This is a genomic window from Comamonas sp. CAH-2 (assembly GCF_009668305.1).
GTDB classification, from domain to species: Bacteria; Pseudomonadota; Gammaproteobacteria; order Burkholderiales; family Burkholderiaceae_C; genus Comamonas; species Comamonas aquatica.
The window spans coordinates 1-11,737 of sequence record NZ_VSWF01000061.1 but is presented as its reverse complement, the minus strand read 5'-3'; the positions used below and the strand labels follow the sequence as shown (position 1 = coordinate 11,737).

Genomic DNA, 11,737 nt, shown 5'->3' with positions numbered 1-11,737 from the left:
CCGCAGGCCTGTGCCTGCGGTTTTTTTTTGGCCGTGGGGCCAGGGCGGGGCCTGTGGGGTTGGGCGGGCTGGGCCGCAGCCCCTGGCTTCATGCCGTCGTGGGCTGGGCCTCGCCGCGGGCCTTGGCCAGCAGAAAGTCGATGCAGGTGCGCACCGCCCGGGTCTGGTGGCGGTTGGGCAGGTACAGCAGGTACATGTGCGTGCCGAAGATGCTCAGCCGGTAGTCGTGCAAGGTGGTCAGCACCTCGCCGGTGGCCACCTTGTCCTGCACCACATAGTCGGGCACCAGGCCGACGCCCAGGCTGGCCAGGATGCCCTGGCGCAGGAAGGGAAAGTGCTCGGAGATGATGGTCGGCTCCAGCGTCACCTCCTGGCGCTCCAGGCCTTGGTAGGCCGCCAGGCGCAGCTGGCGCCCCATCACGCCGGCGGTGATCAGCGGGCTGGCGCGCAGCTCCATCAGCGTCTGTGGCAGGCCGTGCTGCGCGGCGTAGTCCCTGGAGGCGCAGGCCACGTAGCGCACATCGCCCAGGCTGCGCGCCACCACGGACAGGGGCGGTTCCTGCATCACGCGGATGGCGATGTCGACCTCGTCGCGCAGGTTGTCGGCGCGGTTCTCGAACAGCACATCCAGCACGATGCCGGGGTACAGCCGCTTGAACTCGATCAGCCAGTCGCTCACCACGATCTGGCCATAGCCGCTGGGCACGCTGATGCCCACGCGCCCGCGCAACTCCTGGCCCAGGCTGGTGATGGTCTCGCGCGCGGCCAGCATTTCGTTGTGGATGTTGCGCCCGTGCTCGTACAGGCGCAGCCCGACCTCGGTGGGCTCCACCCGGCGCGTGGTGCGCTTGACCAGTTGCACGCCGACCGACTTTTCCAGCTGCGACAGGTGGTAGCTGACGTTGGCCCGCGTCATCTTCAGCTTGCGCGCGGCCTGGCTGAGGTTGCCGCTGTCGATGATCTCCACCAGCAGGGTGAGTGACTGCAGGTCCATTGCGGGTTTTCCCTGGTGATTGTCTAAATTTATTTGACGCTCTGTCAATTATTGAGGTGATTGTAAAGAGCCTTTGTCGTAGTAAAAACGGCTTTTCCCTGAAAACCGATTTCCGGAGACACGCGCATGAGTTCCGACAACACCGCTTCTGTGGTCCAAACCCGCCTCGATGGCGAGGTGCTGGTGGTCAGCATCCACAACCCTCCCGTCAATGCACTGGGTCAGGCCGTGCGCGCCGGTTTGCTGGCCGCCGTGGAGCAGGCTGCGGCCGATGCGGCCGTGAAGGCCCTGCTGATCGTCGGTGAGGGCAAGGCTTTCATCGCCGGCGCCGACATCCGTGAATTCGGCAAGCCCGCCATGCCCCCCTCGCTGCCCGAGGTCTGCAACGCGATTGAAGCCAGCCCCAAGCTGGTGGTGGCGGCCATCCACGGCCCCGCCCTGGGTGGCGGCCTGGAAGTGGCGCTGTCGGCCCACTACCGCCTGGCACTGCCCAAGGCACTGCTGGGCCTGCCCGAAGTGAACCTGGGTCTGCTGCCCGGCGCCGGCGGCACCCAGCGTGCCCCCCGCGTGATGGGCGTGAAGGCCGCCACCGAGCTGATGCTCAGCGGCAAGCACCTGTCGGCCAAGGCCGCTGCCGCGGCCGGCCTGGTGGACCAACTGGTGGACGGTGACGACGTGACCGCCGCTGGCCTGGCCTACACCCGCGGCCTGCTGGCGGCCGGCGCCCCCGTGCGCCGCACCCGCGACATCGAGATCACCGACAAGGTCGGGGCCCTGGCCGAGCTGGAAGCCCTGGCCATCGACACCGCCAAGAAGGCGCGTGGCCTGTTCTCGCCGCTGAAGATCATCGAGTGCGCCAAGGCCGCCGTGAACCTGCCGTTCGAGCAGGGCCTGGCCCATGAGCGCGCCCTGTTCGTGCAGTGCCTGGAAAGCCCCCAGCGCCAGGGCCTGATCCATGCTTTCTTCGCCGAGCGCGAGACCGCCAAGATCCCCGAAGCCAAGGCCGCCGCACCGCGTGCCTTTGCCAAGTTGGCCATCATCGGTGGCGGCACCATGGGCGCCGGCATCACCGTGGCGGCGCTGGACGCCGGCTACCCCGTGATCATGGTCGAGCGCGATGCCGAGTCCATCGCCCGCGGTCAGGCGAATGTGGAAAAGGTCTACAACGGCCTGATCGCCAAGGGCCGTATGACCGAAGAAGGCAAGGCCGCCATCATGGCGCGCTACACCCCTTCGACCAGCTATGACGACCTCAAGGACGTGGATTTGGTGATCGAGGCCGTGTTTGAAGACCTGGAAGTCAAGAAGGCCGTGTTCAAGGAACTGGACCGCGTCTGCAAGCCCGGCGCCGTGCTGGCCACCAACACCTCCTACCTGGACATCGACGCGATTGCCGACGCCACGGCCCGCCCGCAGGATGTGATCGGCCTGCACTTCTTCAGCCCCGCCAACATCATGAAGCTGCTGGAGATCGTGGTGCCCGCCAAGGTCTCGGCCGATGTTGTGGCCACCGCGTTTGAGCTGGCCAAGAAGCTCAAGAAGGTGCCCGTGCGCGCCGGCGTCTGCGACGGCTTCATCGGCAACCGCATCCTGGCCGTGTACAAGCAGGCCGCCGACTACCTCATGGAAGACGGTGCCTCGCCCTACGAGATCGACGCGGCCGTGCGTGGCTTTGGTTACCCCATGGGCCCCTTCCAGGTCACCGACCTGGCTGGCGGCGACATCGGTTGGGCCACGCGCAAGCGCCGCGCCGCGACGCGCGACCCCAAGGCGCGCTACGTCGAGGTGGCCGACCGCATCTGCGAGAACGGCTGGTTCGGCCAGAAGACCGGCCGCGGCTTCTACCTGTACCCGCAGGGCGCGCGCGTCGGCCAGCCCGACCCCGAAGTGCTGGCGATTGTCGACGCCGAGCGCGCCAAGAAGGGTGTGACGCCACGCCAGTTCACCCCCGAGGAAATCATGCGCCGCTACATGGCCGCCATGGTCAACGAAGGCGCCAAGGTGGTCGAAGAGGGAATCGCCCTGCGTCCCCTGGATGTGGACGTGACCTTCATCTCCGGCTACGGCTTCCCCCGCTGGCGCGGCGGCCCCATGAAGTGGGCCGACATGCAGGGCCTGGACAAGATCCTGGCCGACATCCAGGCGTTCGAGCAGGAAGACCCGCTGTTCTGGAAGCCCGCCGCCCTGCTGAAAAAGCTGGTCGCCGAAGGCAAGAACTTTGACAGCCTGAACCAGGCGGACTAAAGCCTGCCCAGGGGCGGCCACCTGCACAGGGCGCCGCCTCCGTCAGGCAGCGTGATCGGCGTGCGCCGCCGCGTGCGGCGCACAAAGAGGAAGGGCCGCAAGGCCCATCAGGGAGTACCGGGGGCACACAAAAACCAGGCCACCGGGTCGCACGTTCAAGGTGCGGCATCAAAAAGAGAAGCTGGAAGCGCAATAACAACCAGGCTTTCCATATCAAAAGTATGGGAAAGATTTGAAACAACAGCGCTGACAGCTATCCAAACCAATTCAACCGAGACAACACACCATGCGCGAAGCCGTCATCGTTTCCACCGCCCGCACGCCGCTGACCAAGTCGCACCGCGGCGAGTTCAACATCACGCCCGCCGCCCAGCTGGCCGCGTTTTCCGTCAAGGCCGCGGTGGAGCGCTCGGGCGTGGACCCCGCCATGATCGAGGACCTGATCCTCGGCTGCGGCAACCCCGACGGCTTCCAGGGCCGCAACCTGGGCCGCCAGACCGTGCTGCGCGCCGAGCTGCCGCTGAGCATTGCCGGCACCACCATCACGCGCTACTGCGCCTCGGGCCTGCAGTCCATCGCCATCGCGGCGGGCCGTGTGGTGGCCGAAGGCGTGGACGCCATGCTGGCCGGCGGTGTGGAAACCATCTCCGGCATCCGCGCCGGCAACAACCTGCCCACCGACATGGATCCCTGGCTGGTCGAGCGCAAGCCCGAGCTGTTCATGGCCATGATCGACACCGCCGATGTGGTCGCCAAGCGCTACAACATCAGCCGCGAAGACCAGGACGCCTTCTCGCTGCTGAGCCAGCAGCGCACCGCCGCCGCACAGGCAGCCGGTCTGTTCGGCAACGAAATCATTCCTTGCGCCACCAAGATGGCGGAGAAGAACAAGGACACCGGTGAAGTCACCTACCGCGACGTCACCGCCACCCAGGACAACTGCAACCGCGCCAGCACCACGCTAGCCGGCCTGGCCAAGCTGGAGCCCGTGAAGGGCCCCGGCAACTTCATCACCGCGGGCAATGCCTCGCAGCTGTCCGATGGCTCCAGCGCCTGCGTGGTGGTCGAGGCCAAGGTGGCCGAGCGCCTGGGCCTGCAGCCGCTGGGGGCCTTCCGCGGCTTTGCCGTCGCCGGTTGCGAGCCCGACGAGATGGGCATCGGCCCCGTGTTTGCCGTGCCCAAGCTGCTGGCACGCCACGGCCTGACGGTGGACGACATCGACCTGTGGGAGCTGAATGAGGCCTTCGCCTCGCAGGCCCTGTACTGCCAGCGCCAGCTGGGCATTCCCACCGAGCGCCTGAACGTCAACGGCGGCGCCATCTCCATCGGCCACCCGTTTGGCATGACCGGCGCGCGCCTGGCCGGCCACATCCTGCTGGAAGGCCAGCGCCGCAAGGCCAAGGACCCGTCGGTCAAGTACGGCGTGGTGACCATGTGCATTGCCGGTGGCATGGGCGCAGCGGGCTTGTTTGAGATCTTTTGATCACGCCCTGCGCGGCAGGGCATACAGATTTGAAGTTTGACGGCGTACCGCGCCACGGATTACTGAGGACATCGCAATGGATTTGCAATTCACCCCCCAAGAAGAGGCGTTCCGCGCCGAAGTGCAGGCTTTCCTGAAGGACAAGCTGCCTAAAAACATCGCCAACAAGGTCAAGGCCGGCCAGCGCTTGAGCAAGGAAGACCAGGCCCAGTGGCACGCCATCCTGAACGAGCGTGGCTGGTACGCCAACCACTGGCCCCAGGAGCACGGCGGCCCCGGCTGGGGAGCGGTGGAAAAGTTCATCTTCGACACCGAGTGCGCCCTGGCCGGTGGCCCGCGCATCGTGCCGTTTGGCGTGAACATGCTGGGCCCGGTGCTGATCAAGTACGGCAGCGAGGCGCAAAAGAAGTACTGGCTGCCGCGCATCCTGAACGGCGATGACTGGTGGTGCCAGGGCTATTCGGAACCCGGTGCGGGCTCCGATCTGGCTTCGGTCAAGACCACGGCCGTGCGCGACGGCGACCACTACATCGTCAACGGTCAGAAGACCTGGACCACCCAGGGCCAGCACGCCAACATGATCTTCTGCCTGGTGCGCACCAACAAGGACGCCAAGGCCCAGGCGGGCATCAGCTTCCTGCTGGTGGACATGAACACCCCCGGCGTGGAGCTGCGCCCCATCCGCACGCTGGACGGCGACAAGGAAGTCAACGAGGTCTTCTTCACCGACGTGAAGGTGCCCGTGGAAAACCTGGTGGGGGAAGAGAACAAGGGCTGGACCTATGCCAAGTACCTGCTGACCTATGAGCGCACCGGCATCGCCGGCGTGGGCTTTTGCATCTCGGCGCTGGCCAAGCTCAAGGTCATCGCCGCCAAGGTGCACAAGAACGGCCAGCCGCTGAACCAGGACCCGCTGTTCGCCGCCCGCATGGCGCGCGTCGAGATCGACCTGGAAAACATGAAGACCACCAACCTGCGCGTGATCGCCGCCGTGGCTGGTGGCGGTGTGCCGGGTGCGGAAAGCTCCATGCTGAAGATCCGCGGCACCGAGATCCGCCAGGAAATCCTGTCGCTGATCCGCCGTGCCATGGGCGTGTATGCCGTGCCCTACATCGACGAAGCCCAGTACGAAGGCTACGACGAGGCGCCGGTGGGCGGCATCGACGAGGCTGCGACGGCCTCGGCCAACTACTTCAACTACCGCAAGCTGTCGATCTTCGGCGGCTCCAACGAAATTCAGAAAAACATCATCTCCAAGATGATCCTGGGCCTCTGATTCGGGCAAGGGACGGATACGCACATGAACTTCACACACACCGAAGACCGCCGCATGCTGGCGGACAGCCTGAACCGCTTCGTGGCGGAGCAGTACGGCATCGAGCACCGCAACCAGCTGGCCTATGGCGACGAAGGCCACAGCCCCGCGCTGTACGCCCAGTTTGCGGAACTGGGCGCCATCGGCGCGCTGTTTCCTGAAGACGCGGGCGGCTTTGGCGGCTCGGGCTTTGACATCAGCGTGGTGTTCGAATCGCTGGGCCGCGGCCTGGTGGCCGAGCCCCTGCTGGGCGCCCTGGTCGTGGGCCAGGCGCTGATTGCCGCGGGCACCGAATCGCAAAAGCAGCGCCTGGACGACATCATCGCCGGCGGCGTGATCACTGCCCTGGCGCACGACGAACCCGGCAGCCACTACGAGCTGAACAAGGTCACCGCCACGGCCGCCAAGACCGCCACGGGCTGGGTGCTGAACGGCGCCAAGAGTGTGGTGGCCTTGGGCGAAAAGGCCGACCTGCTGCTGGTGTCGGCACGCACGGCCGGTGGTGCCTTCGACGAAGCCGGCATCAGCCTGTTCCTGGTGGATGGCACGACGGCCGGTATCGGCAAGCGCGGCTACAGCTGCTTTGAAGGTGGCCGCGCCGCCGAGCTGACGTTCAACAACGTGCAGCTGGGTGCCGACGCCCTGCTGGGGGCCGAAGGCCAAGGCTATGGCGTGCTGGAGCACATCCAGGGTTATGCCCTGCTGGCGCTGGCGGCCGAGGCCCTGGGCGCCATGGACGTGGCCAAGCAGCACACGCTGGAATACCTGCAGACCCGCAAGCAGTTCGGCGTGGCCATCGGCACCTTCCAAGCCCTGCAGCACCGCATGGCCGATCTGCTGCTGGAGGTGGAGCAGGTGCGTTCGACCGTGATCAACGCGGCCGACGCCATCGACAACGCCCAGGGCGTGGAGCGCGCCAAGATGCTGGCCGCGGCCAAGTACACCGTGGGCTACGCGGGCACGCTGGTGGCCGAGGAAAGCATCCAGATGCACGGCGGCATCGGCATGACCTGGGAGCTGCCCCTGGCGCACTACGCCAAGCGCCTGGTCATGATCGACCACCAGTTCGGTGACGAAGACCACCACCTGGCGCGCTTCATGGCGCTGAGCCAGGCCGTCTGAGTCCCAGGCCACCGGGCGCTGTGCGCCCGGGCGGCCGGCCCCGGCACCCACCGACCACGACAACAAGCCAAGGAGACATGCGGTGAACGATGCATTGCTGATTCGTCGCGAGGGGAATGTGCTCATCCTCTCCAACAACAACGTGGCCGCGCGCAACGCGCTGTCGCCCGAGTTCTATGCGGCCGTCACCACCGCGCTGGCGGACGCCGCGGCCGATGCCAGCATCGGCGCGGTCATCCTGACCGGCGAAGGCGGGCATTTCTGTGCCGGTGGCGATCTGCGCCAGCTGGCCAAGCGCCGCGAGCTGCCCGTGGAGCAGCGCCGCGAAAAGCTGGAAGGCCTGCACGACCTGATCCGCGCCGTGCGCGACTGTCCCAAGCCCGTCATCGCAGCGGTCGAAGGCGCGGCGGCGGGTGCCGGCCTGTCGCTGGCACTGGCCTGCGACATGCTGGTGGCCGCGCGCGACAGCGTGTTCTCCGTGGCCTATGTCAAGGTCGGCCTGACGCCCGATGGCGGCGCCACGGCCTTCCTGTCTGAATTCGTCTCGCGCCAGGTGCTGACCGAGCTGTGCCTGACCGGCGAGCGCATCAGCGGCGAGCGCATGGAACGCCTGGGCGCCGTCAACCGCCTGGCCGAACCCGGCCAGGCCATCGTGCTGGCGCTGACGCTGGCGCAGCAGATCGCCCAGGGCCCCGAGCTGGCCATGGCGCGCATCAAGGACCTGTGCCGCCAGGCCCCCCGCAACACGCTGGAAGCGCAGCTGGAGCTGGAAGCCCGCTACATGGTGCAGTCGCAAGAGACCGCCGAGTCGCGCGAAGGCATTGGCGCCTTCCTGGAAAAGCGCGCCCCCAGCTTCCGCCAGGCACCCAGCGTGCCGTTGACGCAGTAAACACCAGAAGAACCACAGGCCCAGGGAGACCCTCACATGACCACCCAACCACTGCCCGACGACATCGACTTTCCGCTGGAAGGCGTGCGCGTGCTCGATCTGTCGCGGGTGTTTGCCGGCCCCTTGTGTGGCCAGGTGCTGGCCGACTTCGGCGCCGAAGTCATCAAGGTGGAGCACCCCGGCCGCGGCGATGACACGCGCGACTGGGGCATGCGCATCGGCCAGACCGAGACCACCTACTACAACAGCATGAACCGCAACAAGCGGTCCATCACGCTGGACCTGCAAAGCGCCGAAGGCGTGCAGATCATCTATGACCTGCTGCCGCAGTTCGACGTGGTGATCCACAACTTCAAGCACGGCGGTGCCGACAAGCTGGGCCTGGGCTACGACAAGCTCAAGTCCATCAAGCCCGACCTGATCTATTGCAGCGTGGCCGGCTACAACAGCGACACCCCCGAGGCCAAGCGCCCCGGCTACGACCTGGTGATCCAGGCCGAGGCCGGTCTGATGGCCATCAACGGCGAGGAGGGCACACCACCGCTGAAGTTCGGCGTGGCCGTGGTCGACCTGATGACCGGCATGTACGCCGCCCAGGCCGTACTGGCGGCGCTGTACCGCCGCAGCCGCAATGGCCGGGGCCGCCAGATCGAGCTGGCGCTGTACGACTGCGGCATCACCATCAACGGCTACTACGCGCTGGACGCCATGCTGCTGGGCCACGACACCCAGCGCTACGGCAATGCCCACCCGTCCATCGTGCCCTACGGCCTGTTCGAGGCGGCCGACGGCCCGCTGATCATCGGTGTGGGCAACAACCGCCAGTTCGAGGCCTTCTGCCGCCACGTCATCGACCGTCCCGACATCTTCGAAGACCCCCGCTACGCCACCAACGTGGAGCGGGCGCGCAACCGCCTCGAGGTGCTACCCATGCTCAAGCAGATCATCGCCAGCCATCCGCGCCAGCAGCTGCTGGACCGCATGCACGCCGTGGGCATCCCCTGCGGCGAGGTGGCGGGTCTGCACGAGGCCCTGACCAGCCAGCGCACGCAGCAGGCCGGCATGTTCCACCAGATGCCGCACCCCGTGGCCGGCCAGACCTGGGTGTTTGCGCCGCCGTACCGCCTGGATGGCCAGCGCCTGCCGATCCGCAATGCCCCACCCACCCTGGGGGAGGCCACGCGCGAAGTGCTGCAGCAACTGCTGTCCATGAGCGATGCGCAGCTGCAGGCGCTGAAGGACAAGGGCGTGCTGACGCTGCCCGAGCAACAAGGCTGATTTTTGCCAAGCCGGACCGCCTGCGACGGCCCCACCAGAGGGCTGCGCGGCAAGGACCGAGGGCCGGCTTCCACCGTTCCGTTCAACAGGGAGACAACCACATGGACCGTATCACCATCCCCCGCCGCCAGTTCCTGGCCGCCACGGCCGCGGCCGCCGGCACCAGCCTGGTCGGCCTGCCCGCCTGGGCCAAGGCCGCTTACCCCAGCAAGCCCGTGCGCTTCATCGTGCCCTTCAATCCCGGCGGCGCCACCGACATCGTGGCGCGCGTGCTGGCCGAGGCCGTGTCCAAGAAGCTGGGCCAGCCCGTCATCGTGGAAAACAAGGCCGGTGCCTCGGCCATGCTGGGCACGGACATGGTCGCCAAGTCGGCCCCGGATGGCTACAACGTCGTGGTCTCGCTCAGCACCTCGCTGCTGATCAACCAGTTCCTGTACACCAAGATGGCCTACAACCCGCAGAAGGACCTGCTGATGCTGTCCCTGCTGGCCTCGGCCCCGGTGACCCTCGTGGTCCACCCCTCGGTGCCGGCCAACAACATGAAGGAGCTGCTGGCCTGGGTGAAGGCCCACAAGGGCAAGGTGTCCTATGGTTCCTGGGGCGTGGGCTCGTACGCCCACCTGGGCGGTGCCTACATGAGCAAGAGCATGGACGCCGACATGACCCACGTCGCCTACAAGGGCGAGGCGCCCATGATCCAGGAGCTGATCGGCGGCCAGCTGCAGCTGTGCTTCTCCAGCGCGCAGAACACCAAGCCCTTCATCGACAGCGGCCGCCTCAAGGCCATTGGCGTGACCGGCAAGAGCCGCATGTCCGTGCTGCCCCAGCTGCCCACCATCTACGAGCAGGGCGTGACCGATGACGCCTACGCCATCGCCGGCTTTGTCGGCATGGCCCTGCCTGCCGGCACGCCCAAGGACGTGGTGGACGTGCTTTCCGCCGCCATCCAGGACGCCGCGCAGGACCCCAAGGTCAAGGAGCGCATCGACGGCGCAGGCTTCCTGCCCGTCTTCAGCAGCCCCGAAGGCTTTGCCAAGACCTATGCCCAGGCCGCACCCGTGTGGAAGTCGCTGATCGAAGTGGCCGACGCCCGGGTGGACTGACACCCCCCGCGCAGGGCCTGGCCCTGCGCATGCATGACAACCAAACAGGAGACAAAGCAATGTACGCACACCCCATGACCCGACGCCTGGCGCTGGCCGCCGCAGCCACCGTGGTGGCCGGTTCCGCCTGGGCCCAGGCCGCCTGGCCCACCAAGCCCATCACCCTGATCGTGCCCTTCCCACCGGGCGGCCCCACCGATGTGGTCTCGCGCATCGTGGGCAAGGAACTGTCCGAGCGCCTGGGCCAGCCCATCATCGTGGAAAACAAGTCCGGTGCCTCGGGCGCCATCGCCGCCGGTCAGGTCAAGCGCGCTGCCCCCGATGGCTACACGCTGATGACCCTGGCCACGCCCACGCTGTTCGCGCCGCTGTTCTACAAGAACACCGGCTACGAGGTGACCCAGGACTTCACCCCCATCGCCATGATCTACGACCTGCCCATCGTGATGGTCGTCAACCCCGAAAAGCTGCCCGGCGTGACCACGCTGCAGCAGCTGATCGACACTGCGCGTGCGCAAAAGGGGGCCCTGAACTACACCACCAGCGGCGCCGGCAGCTTTGGCCACATGAGCATGGAACTGCTCAAGGACCTGGGCAAGTTCGACATGCAGCACGTGGCCTACAAGGGCGGCGTGCCTGCCATCACCGACACCATCGGTGGCCAGGTGCCCATCATGTACGCCGACCTGGTCGCGGCCCTGCCGCACATCAAGTCCGGCAAGCTGGTGGCTGTGGCCGTGGGCTCGCCCGAGCGCGTGGCCATGATTCCCGAGGTCAAGACCATCGCCGAACAAGGCATCAATGGCTTCTCCGCCGTGTCCCTGGGCGCCTTCCTGGGCCCCAAGGGCCTGCCCCCGGCCGTGGTCGAGCGCCTGAACAAGGAACTCAAGGAGATCCTGTCGCAAAAGGCCGTGCAGGACCGCATCCTGGGCGCCGGCGCGATTGCCCGCTACCTGCCCGCTGCCCAGCTGCAGCAAAGCCTGACCACCGACTACGCCAAGTGGAGCAAGGTGGTGCGTGAAAAGGGGATGGCAGCGGAGTGAGTCTGTGAGCGCCCCAGCCGCCCGCCAGGGCGGCGGGCAGGGCCGCCATCGCGCAGGGTTCACCCAACGTGATGGCGGTATTTTGAAATACTGAATTCATAGCTGCCAGCGCTTGCTGTATAAGCGTTGGTGACCGTTTTAACCAACAATCATTGAAAGAGCAAAACCATGAAGGTATTGGTTCCAGTCAAGCGCGTGGTGGACTACAACGTCAAAGTCCGCGTGAAGTCCGACGGCACAGGCGTGGACATCGCCAACGTCAAGAT

The 11,737-nt window shown here is 66.5% G+C and carries 9 protein-coding genes and 1 pseudogene; 9 read left to right on the top strand and 1 reads right to left on the bottom strand.

The features are described 5' to 3' along the window. Positions 1 to 88: 88 nt before the first annotated feature. On the bottom strand, positions 89 to 994 hold the full coding sequence (locus FYM52_RS18100; RefSeq protein WP_042418111.1) for a LysR family transcriptional regulator: 906 nt from the start codon (positions 992 to 994) through the stop codon (positions 89 to 91). Between the two features lie 126 nt (positions 995 to 1,120). On the opposite strand from FYM52_RS18100, the gene FYM52_RS18095 reads away from it, so the two are divergent. The 9 genes and pseudogenes from FYM52_RS18095 to FYM52_RS18055 all read left to right on the top strand — a co-directional run. Beyond that, positions 1,121 to 3,238, top strand: coding sequence for a 3-hydroxyacyl-CoA dehydrogenase NAD-binding domain-containing protein (locus FYM52_RS18095; protein WP_154165094.1), 2,118 nt, complete (start codon positions 1,121 to 1,123; stop codon positions 3,236 to 3,238). Between the two features lie 286 nt (positions 3,239 to 3,524). After that, a complete protein-coding gene (locus tag FYM52_RS18090) occupies positions 3,525 to 4,721 on the top strand; it encodes an acetyl-CoA C-acyltransferase (RefSeq protein WP_154165093.1) in 1,197 nt (398 codons plus the stop codon). Positions 4,722 to 4,797: 76 nt separating this feature from the next. Beyond that, a complete protein-coding gene (locus FYM52_RS18085) occupies positions 4,798 to 5,997 on the top strand; it encodes an acyl-CoA dehydrogenase family protein (RefSeq protein WP_154165092.1) in 1,200 nt (399 codons plus the stop codon). A 24-nt stretch (positions 5,998 to 6,021) separates the two neighbouring features. Then, positions 6,022 to 7,158 carry an acyl-CoA dehydrogenase family protein gene (locus FYM52_RS18080; protein ID WP_154165091.1) on the top strand — a complete coding sequence of 379 codons (1,137 nt, stop codon included), beginning with the start codon at positions 6,022 to 6,024 and terminating at the stop codon, positions 7,156 to 7,158. Between the two features lie 82 nt (positions 7,159 to 7,240). After that, complete coding sequence (locus FYM52_RS18075; protein ID WP_162524778.1) at positions 7,241 to 8,047, top strand: oxepin-CoA hydrolase, alternative type; 807 nt, start codon at positions 7,241 to 7,243, stop codon at positions 8,045 to 8,047. A 36-nt stretch (positions 8,048 to 8,083) separates the two neighbouring features. After that, positions 8,084 to 9,325: a CaiB/BaiF CoA-transferase family protein gene (locus FYM52_RS18070; protein ID WP_042418129.1), complete on the top strand. Its 1,242-nt coding sequence runs from the start codon at positions 8,084 to 8,086 to the stop codon at positions 9,323 to 9,325. A gap of 101 nt (positions 9,326 to 9,426) precedes the next feature. Next, on the top strand, positions 9,427 to 10,428 hold the full coding sequence (locus FYM52_RS18065) for a tripartite tricarboxylate transporter substrate binding protein (RefSeq protein WP_042418132.1): 1,002 nt from the start codon (positions 9,427 to 9,429) through the stop codon (positions 10,426 to 10,428). Positions 10,429 to 10,502: 74 nt separating this feature from the next. Beyond that, complete coding sequence (locus FYM52_RS18060; RefSeq protein ID WP_231499170.1) at positions 10,503 to 11,471, top strand: tripartite tricarboxylate transporter substrate binding protein; 969 nt, start codon at positions 10,503 to 10,505, stop codon at positions 11,469 to 11,471. Between the two features lie 168 nt (positions 11,472 to 11,639). Then, positions 11,640 to 11,737, top strand: a pseudogene (locus FYM52_RS18055) (electron transfer flavoprotein subunit beta/FixA family protein); the annotation flags it as partial.

What these genes read in the sequence shown, in the direction of transcription:
- FYM52_RS18085 (WP_154165092.1), top strand. Translation starts at nt 4,798, where the DNA reads ATGGATTTGCAATTCACCCCCCAAGAAGAGGCGTTCCGCGCCGAAGTG.
- FYM52_RS18080 (WP_154165091.1), top strand. Translation starts at nt 6,022, where the DNA reads ATGAACTTCACACACACCGAAGACCGCCGCATGCTGGCGGACAGCCTG.
- FYM52_RS18090 (WP_154165093.1), top strand. Translation starts at nt 3,525, where the DNA reads ATGCGCGAAGCCGTCATCGTTTCCACCGCCCGCACGCCGCTGACCAAG.
- FYM52_RS18070 (WP_042418129.1), top strand. Translation starts at nt 8,084, where the DNA reads ATGACCACCCAACCACTGCCCGACGACATCGACTTTCCGCTGGAAGGC.
- FYM52_RS18060 (WP_231499170.1), top strand. Translation starts at nt 10,503, where the DNA reads ATGACCCGACGCCTGGCGCTGGCCGCCGCAGCCACCGTGGTGGCCGGT.
- FYM52_RS18095 (WP_154165094.1), top strand. Translation starts at nt 1,121, where the DNA reads ATGAGTTCCGACAACACCGCTTCTGTGGTCCAAACCCGCCTCGATGGC.
- FYM52_RS18065 (WP_042418132.1), top strand. Translation starts at nt 9,427, where the DNA reads ATGGACCGTATCACCATCCCCCGCCGCCAGTTCCTGGCCGCCACGGCC.
- FYM52_RS18100 (WP_042418111.1), bottom strand. Translation starts at nt 994, where the DNA reads ATGGACCTGCAGTCACTCACCCTGCTGGTGGAGATCATCGACAGCGGC.